At 66.6% G+C, this 17,676-nt stretch carries 12 protein-coding genes; 5 read left to right on the forward strand and 7 right to left on the reverse strand.

From position 1 onward, the window contains the following. Positions 1 to 13: 13 nt before the first annotated feature. Together ACODSC_RS03275 and ACODSC_RS03280 are read left to right on the forward strand one after the other, a co-directional pair. Positions 14 to 1,612, forward strand: coding sequence for a serine hydrolase domain-containing protein (locus ACODSC_RS03275; RefSeq protein ID WP_488811739.1), 1,599 nt, complete (start codon positions 14 to 16; stop codon positions 1,610 to 1,612). After that, positions 1,609 to 3,066 carry a M81 family metallopeptidase gene (locus ACODSC_RS03280; RefSeq protein ID WP_488811741.1) on the forward strand — a complete coding sequence of 486 codons (1,458 nt, stop codon included), beginning with the start codon at positions 1,609 to 1,611 and terminating at the stop codon, positions 3,064 to 3,066. Before ACODSC_RS03275 ends, ACODSC_RS03280 begins: the two co-directional genes overlap by 4 nt. A gap of 29 nt (positions 3,067 to 3,095) precedes the next feature. Here ACODSC_RS03280 and ACODSC_RS03285 read toward each other — a convergent pair whose 3' ends face one another. From ACODSC_RS03285 to ACODSC_RS03315, 7 genes are all read right to left on the reverse strand, one after another. Further along, a complete protein-coding gene (locus ACODSC_RS03285) occupies positions 3,096 to 3,893 on the reverse strand; it encodes a GDSL-type esterase/lipase family protein (protein WP_488811743.1) in 798 nt (265 codons plus the stop codon). Between the two features lie 5 nt (positions 3,894 to 3,898). Beyond that, on the reverse strand, positions 3,899 to 4,246 hold the full coding sequence (locus ACODSC_RS03290; protein ID WP_488811745.1) for a MerR family transcriptional regulator: 348 nt from the start codon (positions 4,244 to 4,246) through the stop codon (positions 3,899 to 3,901). A 3-nt stretch (positions 4,247 to 4,249) separates the two neighbouring features. Continuing rightward, on the reverse strand, positions 4,250 to 5,572 hold the full coding sequence (locus ACODSC_RS03295; RefSeq protein WP_488811747.1) for an MFS transporter: 1,323 nt from the start codon (positions 5,570 to 5,572) through the stop codon (positions 4,250 to 4,252). After that, positions 5,569 to 6,843: a serine hydrolase domain-containing protein gene (locus ACODSC_RS03300; RefSeq protein ID WP_488811749.1), complete on the reverse strand. Its 1,275-nt coding sequence runs from the start codon at positions 6,841 to 6,843 to the stop codon at positions 5,569 to 5,571. The genes ACODSC_RS03295 and ACODSC_RS03300 overlap by 4 nt, the downstream gene beginning before the upstream one ends. Beyond that, a complete protein-coding gene (locus ACODSC_RS03305) occupies positions 6,836 to 7,576 on the reverse strand; it encodes a TetR/AcrR family transcriptional regulator (protein ID WP_488811751.1) in 741 nt (246 codons plus the stop codon). The genes ACODSC_RS03300 and ACODSC_RS03305 overlap by 8 nt, the downstream gene beginning before the upstream one ends. A 66-nt stretch (positions 7,577 to 7,642) precedes the next feature. Beyond that, positions 7,643 to 9,262, reverse strand: a complete 1,620-nt coding sequence (locus ACODSC_RS03310) for an AMP-binding protein (protein WP_488811753.1) — start codon at positions 9,260 to 9,262, stop codon at positions 7,643 to 7,645. Positions 9,263 to 9,326: 64 nt separating this feature from the next. Continuing rightward, positions 9,327 to 11,492, reverse strand: a complete 2,166-nt coding sequence (locus ACODSC_RS03315; protein ID WP_488811754.1) for a TonB-dependent receptor — start codon at positions 11,490 to 11,492, stop codon at positions 9,327 to 9,329. A gap of 185 nt (positions 11,493 to 11,677) precedes the next feature. Between ACODSC_RS03315 and ACODSC_RS03320 the strand changes: the two genes are divergently transcribed. The 3 genes from ACODSC_RS03320 (at position 11,678) to ACODSC_RS03330 (ending at position 17,673) form a co-directional block, all read left to right on the forward strand. Then, complete coding sequence (locus ACODSC_RS03320) at positions 11,678 to 12,478, forward strand: alpha/beta fold hydrolase (RefSeq protein ID WP_488811756.1); 801 nt, start codon at positions 11,678 to 11,680, stop codon at positions 12,476 to 12,478. A gap of 2 nt (positions 12,479 to 12,480) precedes the next feature. Continuing rightward, positions 12,481 to 14,976 (forward strand): glycoside hydrolase family 2 protein, encoded by a 2,496-nt coding sequence (locus ACODSC_RS03325; RefSeq protein WP_488811758.1) that lies wholly within the window; start codon positions 12,481 to 12,483, stop codon positions 14,974 to 14,976. A gap of 213 nt (positions 14,977 to 15,189) precedes the next feature. Next, the gene (locus ACODSC_RS03330; RefSeq protein WP_488811760.1) at positions 15,190 to 17,673 is read left to right on the forward strand and encodes a response regulator; all 2,484 of its coding nucleotides are present in this window, start codon (positions 15,190 to 15,192) and stop codon (positions 17,671 to 17,673) included. Positions 17,674 to 17,676 lie beyond the last annotated feature (3 nt).

Consider the following 17,676-nt stretch of genomic DNA (forward strand, 5'->3'; position numbering starts at 1 on the left):
TGTGGAATCATAAATGTCCGACGCTGCCGCCATACCCTCGGTCGACGCCAAGACGATCGACGCCATCTTCGCGGACTATGATACGAGCCATGCCCCGGGTGTGGCGGTCGGGATCGCGATCGGCGGCACGCCGGTCTATCGCAAGGGATTCGGGCTTGCGAACCTGGAACAGAATCAGACCCTGTCGCCCAGCATCCGCATGCGGATCGGCTCCACCACCAAGCATTTCGCCGCCCTGGCCTATATGCTGTTGGTCGAAGACGGGTTGGCGTCGCTCGACGATCCTGTCCGCAAGCATATCCCGGAGATGTCGCCGGCGGTGGCGGATGGCGTCACCATGCGTCAGCTGATGAGCCACACCAGCGGTCTGCGTTGTTCACTGGACCTGTCGATGCAGTTGAACGGCATGGGGCATTATATGTCTCATGCCGATACGCTGGATCTGTTCGCCGCACAGGACACGGTCAACTTCGAACCCGAAACATCCTGGTCCTACAACAATGGGGGCTACACCGCCCTGAGCGTCGCGATCGAGCGCCTGACCGGACAACGGCTAGAGGACGTGTTGCGCGAACGGATATTCGAACCCATCGGCATGATGGACACTCTGTTGCGCCGCGTGGACACCGACTTCGTGCCGAACAGCGCGACCCTGCATATGCTCGGCAAGGATGGGGCGTTCACGAAGGACTATATGGGCATGGAGGTAAGCGGCGAGGGCGGCATGGCCTCCACGGTCGACGACATGCTGCGCTGGATGGCCCACATGGACCGCCCCGTCGTCGGCACGGCCGAAACCTGGGCGGCGATGACGTCGCCCTTCATCCTCAAGAGCGGCTATTCGACCCGCTACGCCCTGGGTCTGTCGGCCGGAGACTACCGGGGCTTGGCCACCATCGAACACGGCGGCACGGTGATGGGCGGCGGCTGCCAGATGATCAAGGCGCCTGGCGTTGGCCTGGACATCATCATCATGACGAACCGGGCAGGCGTGGACACCATGAGCATGGCCGACCGGATCATCGACGCATGCGTCCCCGAACTAGGCCCGGCGCTCGAAGATGTGACGGGGACGAATATCACAGGCCTGTATTACGATCCGGCGACGGGATCGACGCTTCAGTTGCTGGAGCATGAAGGCCGCCAACTGATCGGGCTGGGCGGCGCCACCATCCCGGCCCGGCGCGACGCTGCCGGCAAGCTGCATTCCGCCTACCGAATCTTCGACGCCGTGGTGGACGCCCCTGCGGGCGATCCCGCGCCGGCGCAGTTGACCTACAGCCAATGGGGCAAGCCCGAAGTGCTGGTGCGTCTGGAACCAGGGCCGCAGCCTGACATGACCGACCGCGCGGGTCTCTATGCCTCGGCGTCGACGGGCACGACCGGCGTGCTGACGGTGGCCGGCGATCAGACGACCCTGACCTTCGAGGGGCGATGGAGCGCCGCCCGTTACAGCTTGACCCTCATGGGCGGACCATTGTGGCGGGCGACGTCCATCGACATGGCGCATTTCGGTCTGGGCGGGTTCGTCGAGTTCGATACGGACGGGACGGGGTTCGCCTTCAGCGCCGGTCGCACCCGTCGCCTGCGGTTTGAACGGCGGCAGGCATGAGTGGCCAGCTGCGGGTCTTTGTCGGCTCTATATCGCACGAGACCAACAGCTTTTCGCCCATACCCACCAGCTTGCGCGCGTTTGAGGCGGACATCCTGCACCGACAGGGTGACGCTAGAACCCTGTCACAGGCCCTGACATTTCCCGCCTATGGCGACGCAGTCAAACTGGGCGAGGCGAGGGGGCACCAGGTTATTGCCGGCCTCTGCGCCTGGACCCAGCCGTCCGGCCCCCTGCCGCGCCCCGTCTATGAACACCTCCGTTCGGAATTGCTGGACGGCATAGAGGAGGCCCGGCCCGATCTGGTCGTGTTGGTCCTGCACGGCGCCATGATGGCCGAGGGTTATGACGACTGCGAGGGCGACATTTTGGCCCGAACCCGTGACGTTGTTGGCTCCGATGTTCCCTTGGGGGCCGTACTCGATCTTCACGGCAACGTCACAGCCGAGATGATCGACAGCGCGACCCTGCTGATTGGGTGCAAGCAGTATCCACACACCGACTACCCCGACCGCGTCGGCGAACTCTACGAACTTCTGGAACGGACCAGGCGAGGCGAGATTGCGCCTAGGACGGTCTTTAGCCGAGGGCCGGTCGTTGGCCCGGTTGGCACCACCGAAGATCCCATGAAATCTTTCGTCGAAAGCCTTCACCGTCTTGAGGACGGGGTTGGTGTTCTTTCGGTTTCGATGATGCATGGGTTTCCGTGGTCCGACAGCCCCCACACCGGTTCGGTCTCTCTTGTCGTCCACGACGGATCGCGGCCCGACATGGCTGAGGCGATTGCAGAGGAGGTGGTATCGCGCTTCGCTGAGATGAGCTCGGGTGCGGCGGCGGGTCGGATGCGTGGTATCGATGACGTGCTGGCCGAGTCGGATCGACGACTGCCGAACCTCGGTCCGACGGTGATCGCCGACGGGGCGGACAATCCGGGCGGGGGCGCGGCATGCGACAGCACATTCATTCTGCGGGCCTTGATCGACCGCGGGGCGACTGACGTCGCGCTAGGGATGATTTGGGATCCGCAGGCGGCCGTTATCGCCGCTGACGCCGGCGTTGGCGCCCGTATGCCGCTACGCATCGGCGGTAAGATAGGCCCTATGTCTGGAGAGCCGGTCGATGCCGAGGTAGAGGTTCTAGCCGTCCTGAAAGACGGTTTTCAGCGTGGATTGACCGGCAAGCTTAGCGAGCCTCTCGGTCTTGCTGTCGCGGTTCGGATCGGCGGCATCGACGTGGTCATCAACTCGATCCGCCAGCAGGTGTTCTCGCCGGAATGTTTTACAGCCTTGGACATCGATCTGTCCGAGAAACAGCTGATTGTAGTCAAATCGACCCAGCACTTCCAAGCGCAGTTCGCTTCGATCTCCGGCGCGATGATCTACTGCAACGCGCCCGGCTCGCTGAATATGGACCTTTCAACGTTGCCTTACAGGAATCTGGTCCTGCCAAGGTGACGCCAGCGTCAATACAGTCGAGTCGATGTTCAATATCGGAATCTGGAAAATCCGCTCGCGCCTTTCAGAATCGGGGCTAAGACAGCCCACATAAATTCATAGCCTTGGCTCCGAGGATGAACCCCGTCGCGCGTGAGGTCGGATCGAAACGCCCCTTCGGCATCGGCAAGTTTGGCGAAATAATCAGCGTAGGGAAGGCCTAGATAAGCCGCCAAAGCCTCAAGTCGGTGGTTCAGTTCCAGAACCCTGGCCCGGGGCGTCGCCACACTGTTTGCCCAGGGCAGTTTAGTGACAGGAGTCAGACTACCGAGGATCACGGCGACGCTGTTCGCGCGAGCCAGGCCGATCATGGCTTCGATGTTATTGCGGAAATCTTCGGGTGTGGTTGGACCCGTATTGCCGGCGATGTCATTGACGCCGCACATCAGATGGACCGCGCGTGGGCGCAAGGCGACGACGTCGGCCATAAAGCGCAGCAGGATTTGTGGGCTGGTCTGGCCGCTGACGCCGCGATTGACCACGCCGTTCGAAAACAGGTCCGGCTGGGCGACCGCCCACATCTCGGTGATGGAGTCGCCGATGAAGACGACATCGACCTTTCGGCCGGCGAGGGCGGCGTTGGCGGCGCGATAGTGGCCCAGCGCAGGCCAGTCGTCGGCCTTTCGCTGTTCCTGGATACGCCTGCGATTGGCCTGCCGGTCGGGGTCGGCGTGTAACGCGAGGATGGCGGGGTCCATGTCGCCGTCCGCCAGATAGGCGCGAGCGAACGTGAGCTCCTCCTCGGTCGCGCCGCCGTAGCCCGCGATGTGATCGACCATTCCGGTCATGCGGGTCAGGCGGCTTCAGCCAGGGCGGCGGTCACGACCTCCAGCTTTCGCGAAAGCTCCCGCGCGCGGGCCTGCAGCACGGCCCTAAGGCGCGCCTGCCGTTGTGTGGATGACTCTGTCTCCGTCAGCAGGCGACGGATATCCTCAAGCGGGACGTCGCAGCGGCGGAGCCGGACGACCATGGCCACAAGGTCGCACTGGTCGGGCGTGAACTGGCGCACGCCGGCCGGGGTGCGGTGCGGCTGGAACAGACCGGCATCTTCATAGTAGCGTAGCGCCCGCGGGGTGGCGCCGGTCATCTCCGCCAGTCGGGAGATGCCGAGTACGGCGTGAACAGGCCCGACCTTCGCCATCGGTCAGTCGGTCTCGGGCGTGGCGAACTCAGCGGCAGGCTCGGGCGCGCAGGTCATGGCGAACCAGTAACCGACCAGGGAAATGATCCCGGTGATCACGCCCAGCCAGGTCAGGGTCAGGCCCAGACCTGCCGGACCCTTGAACAGCACGGCCATCCAGGCGATCACCGCCGCCGTCACCGGCCCGCCCACGAACTTGCCGATGATGGCCAGGGCCGCGAGACTGGTCGCGCGTTCTTCGTTAGGCAGAAGCACGGCGATAGCGGCTGTGTTGACCAGATTGACCACCGCGCCGCCGGTCAGCAGGGCGAACAGCACCCAGGCGAACAGGGTCACCGACGGCATGATCGGATAGGCGCTGGCGGGAATGCTGATGAAGGTGGCGATCACGGCCGGCAGAAGGATGCCGCCGCGCATCTTCAGCTTCTGTCCGGCGTCCGCGGCGAAGCCGCCAATGATTGAGCCGACGATGCCGGCGGACAGGATCACCAGACCGACCCAGCCGCCGAACTGGCCAGGGGTCTGGCCGTACTGACGCACCAGGACGGACCCGATCCACAGGGCGGCTGCGCCCTCCGCCAGGGATCCAGCGAAATTGCCGACGTAGAGCGAGCCGAGGAAATAGCGCCGTTTCCAGAAGGCGCGCAGCGCCGGTCGGAAGGCCACGGTGGCCTGTTCGACCTCATGGCGGGCCGGCTCGCGGATGAACAGGAGCGGCAGGACGAGGACGGCGGCGCCGATGCCGGTGATCAGATGCGCCTCGCGCCAGGCCGGGAGGCCGGGCACAAACGCCGTCGGGTTGGCCTCCAGCCAGCCGAACAGGATGCCGCCGATGGCGAAGGCCGCCGCAGCGCCCGCCCAGGCGCCGATCGAGAGCAGGAGCATGGAGCGGCCGCGCCGCTCGGGCATGCAGACGTCGGCCAGCAGGGAGACGACGACGGGAAAGGCCGTGGCCGCGCCCACACCGGCGACCAGGCGCGCCGCGAACAGGCCGTAGAAGTCCTGGACAAAGGCCGTGCCGATGGTTCCCAGCGCCCAGAGCGAGGCCAGGATCACCAGCAGCCGCGTCCGGGTGTGGTGGTCGACCAGCCAGGCGATCGGCAGCGAAAGCACCGCCGCCGGGATCGCCGTCGCGCTGCCGACGATCATGGCCAGCTGGAAGTCAGTGATCCCCAGGTCCGCCTTGGCCGCCTCCTGCAGCGGGGCCAGAAGGCCGCCGACCGTCAGGGCGGAGAAGAGGGTCAGCGTCAGGAGCCAGACGACGTTCCATCGGGTCTTTCGGAAGGCCCCGTCGGGAACGGTCGCCTCAAGGGGCGCGGTGATCATGGGATTTCCTCGGCTTGAGCGCCGCCCCTGTCGATAAGGGCGTCGTAGGTCAGTTGTCGTGCGACTGTTCGGAACTCGGCCGAGACCGGGTCGGCCATGCGCTGGATCAGGCCGACGAAAGCCAGGTCGTTCTCCGGATCGATCCAGAACCAGGTGCCCCCGCCGCCGCCCCAGGCCAGGGTTCCGCGCCCCTCGACGGCGCCGATGGCGGCCGGGTCCAGCATGACGGAGAAGCCCAGGGTGAAGCCGAAGGCCGGGCCGAAGGGGAGGAGGCGCGCGGGGTTCGGCCTGGCCAGGACGGCGTCGGGAATCTGGTTGGTCGCCAACAGGTCGACCGTGTCATCCTTGAGCAGGCGCACGCCGTCCAGCTCGCCACGATTCAGGATCATCTGGCAGAAGCGGGCGTAGTCGCCGGCGGTGGAGACCAATCCGCCCCCGCCCAGCGGCAGGGTCGGCGGCCGCGTGAAGTCGATGATCGGGAAACCGAACAGCGTCCGGGCCTCCTCGAGGCGTCCATCCGGGCCCGCCGTGTAGATGTCCGCCAACCGATCCAGCTTTTCCGGGGGAACGTGGAAGCCGGTGTCGACCATGCCGAGGGGGCCGAAGATGTGGTCGCGGAAATAGTCCGGCAGGCTCTGGCCCGAAATGACCTCGACCAGACGGCCCAGAACGTCGGACGACACGGAATAGGACCACTCCGTTCCCGGCTCGAACATCAGGGGGATGTCGGCCAGGCGGTCGATCATCGTCGGCAGGTCGGGCGCCTGGAGCACGGCGCTGCCGTAGACGGCGCGGTCCACCGGGTGTTGGTCGAACAGGCCGTAGCCGAAGCCGGCCGTATGGCTCATGACTTCCCGTATCGTCGGCGAACGAGAGGCCGGCTCGGTGATCATCGCGCCTGCGGCGTCCACGCCCATACAGACCCGAAGCTTCGACAGTTGCGGCAGAAAGCGGGTGACCGGATCGTCCAACGTCCACAGGCCCTGCTCGTAAAGCTGCATCATGGCCACGGCGGTGATCGGCTTGGTCATGGAATAGATGCGGTAGAGGGTGTCTGGGCGGATCGGTCGGTGGGTCTTGAGGCTCGCCTCGCCCACGCAGTCCAGGGCCGCGACCTGTCCGTGGCGCAGGAGAACGAAGGCTCCGCCGGCGATGCGGCCGGCCTCGACCATGTCGGCCATGTAAGCGCGCAGCCGGTCGATCCCGGCCGGATCGAACCCCAGCGCGGCCGGGGAGGGCGCGATATCGAACCCGCCGAGCCGGTCAGACATCGCCACGACGGGCGCGAACCCGCTCCTCGACCAGGCTGCGGAAGCCGCCGGCCATGAAGGGCGCCATGCGCGCCTTCACCGCATCGAAATCGTCAGAACGGCACAGACCGTCCGACAGGCGATCGATCCGGCCGGTCCGCGCCAGGGTCATCATCAGGGCGCCCGACACGAACTGATAGCCCCAGAAGATGTCCTCGTCTTCTGCCTCGGGCAAGGCCTTGCGCAACAGCTCCAGCAGGCGCTTCACGACCGGGTCGAGCAGCCGGTTCATGATCTCGGAGCCATAGTGGGGCGCATTGGCGATCTGGCCGCCGATCTGGGAATAGTCGCGCCAGCGCTCGCCGCCCTGGATGTAGGAATCGAGGTCCGTGTCGAGATAGGCGCGCAAGGCCCCTTCCACCGTCACGGCGTCGCCAACGGCGGCCTCGTAGGCGTCCATGGCCTCCATTCGACGACCGACGGTGACCGGCAGGCGCCGTTCGATGACGGCGTCGAACAAGGCCTTCTTGTCCGCGAAATAATAGTTCAGCAGCGAGGTGTGGACGCCGACCTGGGCGGCCACATCCTTCAGCGCCACGCCGTGCAGACCGTGCTGGGCGAACAGGCGCTCGGCCGCATTGAGGATCAGGTCGATCGTCTCGGCGCGCTGTTCGGCCTTTGTGCGGCCCTTTGTGCGGCTGGTGGCGGGACGGTCGGCGGGGCGACGGGTGCGGGCGGCGGGCGTCTTGGGCATGGCGGTCTCGGGGGGATTCGGTTCCTCCGAAGATCGACCCCGGGCGTTGATCTTCAAAGCGGCCATTCAGATCGCTCCGAAGGCGGCGCGCAGGCGCGGCTTGTCGATCTTGCCGGTCGGGGCGAGCGGCATGGCGTCGACCCGTTCGATCCGGTCGGGAATCCACCAGTCGGCGACGCGGCCCTTCAGCGCTGCGCGCAGGCGATCGTCGTCGATGGGATGGCGGGTCTCGACCACGAGGACAGGGCGCTCGCCCCATTTCGGATCGGGGCGGGCGATCACAGCGGCCTGGCTGACCGCGTCCAGGGCGCCCACGATTTGCTCGATCTCGGCAGGATTGATCCATTCGCCGCCGGACTTGATCAGATCCTTGGCGCGGCCGGTGATAGTCAGGGCGCCGGCGTCGTCGATGACGGCCAGGTCGCCGGTGTCGAACCAGCCCTCGGCATCGACGGCGGGGGCGTCGGCGCCGAGGTAGCGATTGACGACGCTGGCCCCTCGAACCTTCAGGTGGCCGGGCGCGCCCCGTTGCCGGGGTAGGACGTCGCCCGAAGCGTCGGTCAGCCGCAGATCCAGGCCGATGGAGGGGTAGCCGGAGGCCTGCGCCGTCTCGCCGGGCGCGGAAAGGGTGCCAGTCGGCGACAGTTCGGTCATGCCCCAGCTGGTCTGGACACGAACGTCGAGCACCCGCTCAAGGCGGCTCATCAGGCTGGGCGGGCAGCCCGCTCCCCCCAGAACGATACGCCGCAGCGTGGGCAGGCCTTCGCCGTTCGCTTCGACGTGCTCCACCAGACCCAGCCAGACGGTGGGAACGCCGGCGGTCAGGGTGACGCCCTCCTCGCGGATCAAGCGGGCCAGTCGGGCGCCATCGGTGACGCGGCCGGGCAGGACCAGTTTCGCCCCGGTCGCCGGGGCCGAGAAGGGAAAGCCCCAGGCATTGGCGTGGAACATCGGCACGGCGACCAGGACGGCGTCGCTGCGCGTCAGGCCCAGGGCGTCGGCCATCACCGAGCGCAGGGTGACCAGATAGTTGGAGCGGTGCGTATAGACCACGCCCTTTGGCGCGCCGGTGGTGCCGGAGGTGAAACAGACGCCGGCGGGCGTCGTCTCGTCGAACTCGCCCCATTCGACGGCGCGGCCGCTACGAATCAGATCCTCCACCTCGAGGACCGTGGGCGTGGGCGCTGGTTCGTCCAGCGCGATCAGCCGGAGGCCGGGATGGAGGGCGGCGATGTCGTCGGCCAGGGGAGACAAACCGGCGCCGAAGGCCAGGACCGTCGCGCCGGACTGCTGGACCATGGAGGCCAGCTGGGCGGCGGGTAGGCGGGGATTGAGCGTATGGCAGGCCATGCCGACGCCCATGACGGCGTACCAGATCTCCAGGTGGGGACGAGTGTTCCACGCCAGGGTCGCCACCACGTCGCCGGGTCTTAGGCCCAGGTCTAGAAGGGCGCCGGAAAGCCGGCGACTGCGCGTCTCGACCTCGGCGTATCCCATGCGGCTGGTCTCGCCCTCGACATCGCAGGAGACGACCTCGATGTCCGGGAACCACCGCGCCGCATGGGTGAGGAATTTGTCGACGGTGAGGGCGTAGGCCTGCATGCCGTCGCGCATGGCGGCGACCGCCGATGAGGGGCCCGTCAGGGCTTCGGGGCGCGGAGAAAGGGCAGGCGATTGGGCCGTCATCGGCAGGTCTCGACGTCAGTAAGAGGGCGGGGGCGGGGCCTGGTCGGCTCCGCCCCCGATAGGCTCAGAAGGATCGCGTCAGGCGCACGCCGTACTGACGGGGCGCGCCGGCGTAGCGCAGGCCCGACTTGACCGCGGCGATGTATTCGAGATCGCCCAGGTTGGTGGCGTAGGCTTGGAGTTTCCAGTCGTCCGTGGCGTAGGTCAGCTGGGCGTTGACGATGTCGCGTTCCTCCAGCCGGTCGCCCAGCGCCTCATTGGCGAAGACGCTCGCCCAGGTCTCGGAGATGTGGCTGTAATCGAGGCGCGGCGTCAGGGTCCCGCCCCCCAAGGCGAAGTCGTATTCGACGCCGAGGTTGACCGTCAGTTCGGGCGCATAGGTCTGGGCGTTGCCGGCCAGGTTCACGCAGTTGGCGGTGGCGGGGCCGTTGTCCTGGTCGCACGTTCCAGTCCGCGGCAGGCGCGGATCGGCGGCGTAGAAGTCGCCCAGTTCCGAATGCGAGACCGACAGGCCGGCGTCGAAGCCTAGGTTTCCGAACCGTCCCTGGGCCGAGGCTTCCAGGCCATAGAGCTTGGTGTCGCCCGTCACGTTCAGGACCGAGGTGATCGACGGCACCGTCGGGTCGCCGATATTGATCTGGAAGTTCTGATACAGGTTGTAGTAGCCGCCCAGCTGGGTGCGCACGCGCCCGTCGAACAGGGTCGATTTCCACCCCAGTTCGAAGTCGGTGACGTCCTCGCCGTCAAAGGCCTTGGGCGGGACGAAGGCCAGGTTCGGGCCGTTAAGGCCGCCGGCCTTATGCCCCTGCGCGACGAAGGCGTAGAGGAAGTTGTCGTCGTCCAACGTCCAGTTCAGGGCGATCTTGCCGGTCGCGGCGTCTTCCTCGTAACGGTCGTCCTGCGTCAGGCTGAGGCCCAGCAGCGGCGCCGAGGCGATTGCTTGGTTCTCCACCGTGGAGTGGGTGTAGCGGCCGCCGATCTGCAGCTCCAGCGCGTCGGTCAGGTCGTAGGTGATCTGGCCGAAGCCCGCGACGGTGGTCTTGGGATTCCGCCCCTCCAGGAAGGTGTCATAGAGGATCGGCAAGCTGGCCGACACATATTGGGTCGTGACGAACTGGCCGGGCGGGAAGGTGATCAGGTCGTCTTGATAATAGGCGCCCAGCACCCAGTTCAGGCGGCCGGTGTCCGGAGAGACCAGGGTGAACTCCTGCGACAGCAGCCGCTGCTCGACCTCGTCGTAGAAGGTGAAGGGCAGGGCTGCTGTGCCGTCCAGGTCGGAGCGCACGAGGGTGGTCCCGTACTGGGCGCCCGAGACCGAACGCAGGGTCACGCCGTTGGCGAACTCATAGCTGATGTTCAGCACCGTCCGCGCCGTCTCGTCCCTGGCGGACGAGGGACCATTGGTGGCGATGGTGTGGAGCGGCAGGGGCGAGAAGATCGGACTGGCCGGATAGCCGTCCATGTCGATCAGGCTGTAGTCGGACTTCAGCAGGACGCGCAGCCGATCGTTGGGCGTCCACAGCAGGCTGCCGCGCACGCTCTTGGAATCCAGCACGCCCGGCTCGCCGCGCGTCGGCGTGCCCTGGACGTCGTAGAAACTGTCGCGGTTCTCGCTGTTGAAGGCCAGGCGCGCGGCCAGGGTCTCGCCCAGCGGAAGGTTGATCGCGCCCTGAAGCCGGACGTCGTCGTAGTTGCCGTATTGGGCCGTCACATAGCCGCCGACCCCATCGAAGTCCGGATTTTGTTCTGTGATGAAAACCGCGCCGCCTGTGGCGTTCTGGCCCGCGAAGGTGCCTTGCGGACCGCGCAGAACCTCGACGCTCTGAATGTCGAAGAAGGGCTCGTTCTGGAAATAGGCGGGGAAGACCGCCACGCCGTCGCGATAGGTGATCACGCCGACGCCGACCGACGAATTGTTTTCGGTCTTGCCGATGCCGCGGATGTTGAAACTGTTGCCCTGGCCGGAGTTCTGAACCGTCACCGACGGCATGGAGAACTGCAGGGTCTCGATGTTGCTGACCCCTCGATCCTGCAACTGCTGCCCGCTCAGTACGGCGGCGGCGACGGCCGTGGTCTGGAGATTGGTCGTCCGGCGCTCCGCCGTGACGACGACCTCTTCCAGTTGCGAGGCCTGGTCGGAAGGCGCGGACGCCTCCTGCGCCAGGGCCTGAGACGCGCCGCACCCGAGCAGTGCGACGGCGGATGTCGTGATCCAGAGCCTCTTGGCCATGGACGCCTCCCTCTTTTGCGTTTCCCGGCGATCTGCGTCGCCATGACCGAATAGCTCTCACCGATTTCAAGCGGCGTCAACATTCATTCAATCCGAGTGAACATCTTGACGGGCGCGATCGTCGGGGAGACAGTCGGCGCGAAGCGGCCGTCAACCAGAGCCGCGAGAACATGGGAGAAGGCCCGATGTCGGTTTTGAACCGCGGGGGTGTGGACATCGCCTGGAGCGATCAGGGACGCGGCGTGCCGATCCTGCTGATCATGGGACACCGCTACAGCGCGCGCATGTGGTACCCGGTGTTTGAAGCCCTGGGCGACCGCTATCGCCTGATCGCCTTCGACAATCAGGGCACAGGCGCGAGCGGCGCGCGCCGTCGCACATCGGTCCACGAAATGGCCGAAGACGCCTTGGCCGTGCTGGACGCTGCGGGCGTCAAGGATGCGCATGTCTATGGCGTCTCCATGGGCGGTGGCATCGCGCTGGAACTCGCCATCCGTCATCCGGACCGTGTCCGTTCGCTGATCCTCGGCTGCACCATGGCCAAGACGCCGGACCTGACGACGAAGCGCACCTGGCTTCATTGGCTGGTCTACCACCTGCCGACGCCGATCCTGAACGCGTTGACGCCCAAGAAGCCCAACGACGGCTATGGCGATGCGGCGCCACCGGAGAGGATCGCGCGCGATCAGGCGATGCTGGCCAAGGATCCGTTCCGCCGTCGCGGCGTCTGGGCTCAGGCCGTCGCCATTTCGGACTATTCGGTCGATCCGGCCGAGGTTCACGCCGTGACCAAGCCGGTGCTGGTGTTGCACGGCGTCCAGGACCTGACCGTGCCCTATGCGCAGGGCGAACGCCTGGCGGGCATGCTGCCGCACGCCCGATTGGTGACCTTTGACAAGGCCGGTCACAACTATTTCGTCGCCGACGGCGAACGGGCCAACGCTGAGGTCGAGCGGTTCATCGCCGAGGTCGAGCAGGCGCGATGACGGTGAGGATCTCACTGGATCGCTGGCAGGTTCACGACGTCGATCCCGGCGCGGGCGAACCGCCCGAGTCGGCCGCCGGATGGATGGATATCGCGGCACCCGGCGACATCTATCAGGCGCTGATCGCCGTCGACCGTCTGAAACACCCTTTCGAGAAACGGAACGAAGCCAACGCCGGCTGGGTGCGGGATCGCGAATGGTGGTGGCGCACCGCCTTTACGGCGCCCGACTGGACCGCGGCGGCGCAGACGATCGCCCTGGTGTTCGAAGGGCTGGACACCTTTGCCGAGGTCTTTCTGGACGGGGTCTCCCTGGGCCGGACCGACAATATGTTCCATAGCTGGCGATACGACCTGTCCGGCCGCGTGACACCGGGCGCGAAAAACCAGCTGGCCGTCCGTTTCGACCCCACGGCGAACGCGATCAACAGGCCGGCCTTGCCGGGGTGGAGTTCGTTCACGGACCGGATCAGCGGCTCGCAGCGCAATCTGATGCGCAAGGCCCAGTTCGGCTGGGGATGGGACTGGGGGCCGGACCTGCCGACCGTCGGCGTCTGGAGGGCGGTGGGGATCGAGGTGCGGTCACGCGCCCGCATCGACGGCGTCCGTTTCGCCACGACACGCGCCGATGACTCTCGTGCGGAGGCTGTGGTCGAAGTCGAACTGAGCGAGGCGGCTGCGGGGCTGGCCGTGGACATCCGCCTGACCGATCCGGAGGGTGTCGTCGTGTTCGACCATGTCGGGCCGGCAGGAAACCCCGTGGAGGTCGCCCTTGATCGCCCCCGTCTGTGGTGGACGGCCGATCAGGGCGCACAGCCTCTCTACACGCTGGCGGTTCGATTGAGGGACGGAGACCAGTTGCTGGACGCCGTCGAACAACGGGTCGGGTTGCGCACGATCACGCTGGACCAGTCGCCCGATCTGGACGAGCCCGGCGCGACCTTCTTCCGCTTCGTCCTGAACGGCCGGCCGATCTTCGCCAAGGGCGCCTGCTGGGCGCCTCCCACGTCCTTCGTGGCCGACGTCGATGAGGCGGCCTATCGCCGCCTGATCGCCCAGGCCGTCGACGCCAATATGAACATGATCCGGGTCTGGGGCGGCGGCGTCTATGAGCCTGACCTGTTCCACCACCTGTGCGACGAAAAGGGTGTTCTGGTGTGGCAGGACTTCATGTTCGCCTGCGCGCCCTATCCGGAGGACGCGGCCTTCGTCGCCTCGGTGGGGCGAGAGGTCGACGAACAGGTGCGCCGGCTGCGCAACCACGCCAGCACGGCGCTGTGGTGCGGCAACAACGAGAACCAGGGCATACACCGCATCCACGCCGATGTGTCCGGTGAAGACGCGCCCCTGGCCGGCGCGGTTCTCTACGATGCGGTGATCCCGGGGCTGCTGGCGCAGCTGGATCCGACGACTCCCTATTGGCCGAGCAGCCCTTGGGGCGGCCCCAATCCCAACAGCACGAAGGCGGGCGATGTCCACGACTGGACCGTCTGGCACGGCATCCCGCCGATCCCCGACGACCAAATGACCGAGCCGTTCGGCTTTTCGCCCGAAAAGATCGGATACGAACGCTACGCCGAGGATAAAGGCCGGTTCATCAGCGAGTTCGGCATCCAGGCGGCGCCGGGCCTGGCCACGCTTCAGAGGTGGATGGATCCCGCTGATCTGGAGCCGGAGAGCGAAGGGTTTCAGCAGCGGATCAAGGACGAGGCGCGCAAGGCCCTGGCCATGGTCGGACCCGTGACGGGCCTGCCGACAACGATGCAGGACTATATCGACTTCACCCAATGGACCCAGGCGGAGGGCCTGAAGTTCGGGATCGAGCATTTCCGGCGCCGTCGCCCCCACTGCTCGGGGGCGCTGATCTGGCAGTTCAACGACTGCTGGCCCTGCGTCAGCTGGAGCCTGGTCGATTACGACGGGGTGGAGAAGGCGGCCTATTACGCCGTCCGCCGGGCCTTTGCGCCCGTGCTGGCGTCGTTCGAGATCCGCGACGACGAGGCTGTACTGTGGATCACGAACGATCTTCCAGAGGCCTCCAAAGGCGAGGTCGTCGTCGAAATGGAAGATATCGCGGGAGGGACGGTCTGGTCTGAGCCGTTGAGCTACGAAGTCGGTCCCCGGGGGCATGTCCAGCCCTGGAGCGGACCAAGACCGCAGGATCCGGGGCACGTCCTGCGGGTCCGGTCCCGAACGGATGCGTTTGCCGAGAACCGGCTGTTTGGCGCTCCCATCGCCCGGATGAAACGGGTCGCCGACGCTCGACCCAGCACGCAGGTCGAACGGATCAGCGATGTGGAACTGCGCGTCACGATCAGGGCCGACGCCTATCTGCCGTTCGTCCATCTGCTGTCGACCCGAACCGACCTCTGGTTCAGCGACAACTATTTCGACCTTGGACGTGGGCAGAGGCGCGTCGTCCGTGTCGTTGCCCCCGCGTCGCTCCATCCTGAAGACTTGACCGTGCGCTGCTGGGAGACGAGAGGCGCGGGCGCTTAGCGCGTTCGGGCGAGCGGCATTGTACAGTCAGCCAGACCCGTCAAGAGTCGGACAAGAGGTGTTCGAACGATGGACATCGGGTTCTGCGCGCACACTCGCGATACTAAGCGCGTTAGCTGTAGTCCATTTGGGGATGGTTTCCCCCTCCCCAGCCAGTTCCGCTTTCGATCGCGTGCGAACTCTGATTGCATGGGCATGTGAGGCGGAGCGGCGATGAACAAGTTCAGTACGGGAAACAAGCAATCTTGGCTCTATGTCGGGGCCGCAGGCGTCGTTTGCGCGCTGCTGTTGGCGGGAATCGAGCTGCGGCATGAGTTTGATCGCGTCCGAGAACTGCGTGTGCAGACCGAGCAGTCCCATCAGGCGCGGCGGGAGTTGCAGACGGTTTTCTCGCTCATGCAGGACGCGGAAACCGGGCAGCGCGGCTACATCATCAGCGGCGAACCTGATTTTCTCCAGCCCTACGAGAACGCAACCGCCGCGCTTCAAAGAGAAATCCCCCGGCTCCGGCGGGCCTATGCGGGTGATGAGACCCAAATCGCCAACATAGCGGCGCTTGAAGCCCTGATCGTGGACAAGCTTGCGGTGATGCGCGAGGCCTTGGCCGCCCGCGACGCCGAGGGCCGCGAGGCCGGCCTCGCGGCGGTGTCCAGCGGCGAGGGCAAGGCGGCGATGGACCGAATCCGGTCGGTGATCGACCGCATGAGCGCTGTCGATGCGGGGCGGCTGTCGGCGCTGACGGCGCGGGCGGAGGCGCGCTCACGAACCACGGAGGCGATGGTGACGGCGCTGTTCGTCGCCCTGATCGCCATGGTCGCCGCAAGCGCCTGGCTGATCGTTCGCTATGTGACGACCCGTCGGTCCCTACTGGCGACGGTGCAAGCCACGGCCGCGCGTCATGAAGCGATCTTCGACAGCGCCATCGACGCCATACTGACCCTGAACCCCAGCGGCACGGTCGAGAGCCTGAATACGGCGGCGACACGCATGTTCGGCTGGTCGGCCCAGGATCTCGGGCGTCGCGACGTGGCGGTGCTGCTGGAGGCCCGCGATCAAGGCGATGCGGGTTTGATGGCCCGGATTCGCAAGACAGGGGCAGAGGCGGAGGGCGGCCTGGTGCGCGAACTGACGGCGCGTCGGCGCGACGGCTCGACCTTTCCGGTGGACGTCGCCTTCAGCCCCATGCGGCTGCCGTCCGGCCTGCATGTCGTGGCTGTGGTGCGCGACATCACCGAGCGCCGCCGCGTCGATGAGATGAAGCGGCAGTTCATCTCGACGGTCAGCCACGAGCTGCGAACGCCGTTGACGTCCATCGCGGGTTCGCTGGGCCTGTTGGCCGGCGGCGCGGCGGGCGAGATTTCCGAGCGGGCGGCGCGCCTGATCGGCATCGCGAACGCCAACAGCCAGCGCCTGGTGCGTCTGATCAACGACATCCTGGACATCGAGAAGCTGGAGTCCGGCCAGATCAGCCTGGACCTGCAGCCGCTGGACATGCGTGACATCGCAGCGCGGTCTGTGGAAGGAGTCGGCGGCTACGCCGACGGGTTGGGGGTCGAGCTTCGACTTGAGGACGGTCCGCCCGGCCCGGTGACGGGCGATGCGGACCGGCTGGTCCAGGTGGTGGTGAACCTGCTGTCGAACGCGGCCAAATTCTCCCCGTCCGGCGGGCGCGTCCACGTTTCGGTCATGCCTGAGACGCGCATCGTGCGGCTCAGCGTGCAGGATCAGGGTCCGGGAATCCCGGAGGCGTTCCGCGCACGGATCTTCACCAAGTTCGCCCAGGCCGACAGTTCGGACACGCGGCAGAAGGGCGGCACGGGCCTGGGCCTGGCCATCTCCCGCGAGATCGCCGAGCGCCATGGCGGGCGGCTGTGGTTCGAATCCGCGCCGGGCGAAGGAGCGACCTTCCACCTCGACCTGCCGATGTCGACCGGCGAAGCGGCGACGGCGCCGATGGATGGCCCGCGCCTGCTGATTGTCGAGGACGATCCCGACGCGGCGGAGGTGCTCCGCCTGATGCTGGCGCAGGACGGGTTCGACGCCCGGATCGCGCCCAGCGCCGAGGCGGCCCTGAACGCGGTTCGCGAGGAGGCGTTCGCCGCCATCCTGGTCGATCTTCAGCTGCCGGACGCCGACGGCATCGGCCTGATCCGGGCCTTGCGCGGTCGCCCACAGACCGCCGAGACGCCGGTCGTGGTCGTCTCGGCGGACGTCGCGCGGGGCAAGGCGCGCGGACAGTCGCTGGAGGTGGTGGACTGGCTGGAGAAGCCCTTCGATCAGGGTCGCCTGCGCGGCGCCATCACCTCCGTTCTCGATCGGCTGGGCCGGCCGACGCCGCACATCCTTCACGTTGACGACGATCCCGACATCCTTCAGGTGACCGCCGAAGCCCTGGCGGGCGTGGCCGTGATCACGGGTGCGGCCAGCTTGGCGAGCGCGCGCGCGCTCGTGGCGCGATCCCGGCCCGACCTGGTGATCCTGGACCTGGGCCTGCCGGACGGCTCGGGTCTGGAACTGCTGCCGGACCTGGGCGAGGGCGAGGCCGCCATCCCCGTGGTGGTCTATTCAGCGCAGGAGATGGACGCCGCCCTGGGCGCGCGTGTGGAGGCGGTCCTGGTCAAGTCGTCCGCATCGCTGACCCAGTTGCTGCGGACGGTGCGGCGGCTGACGTTTTCGAACACGAACCCCAGGGAGTGAGCC

This window comes from Brevundimonas sp. FG128, from assembly GCF_057809775.1.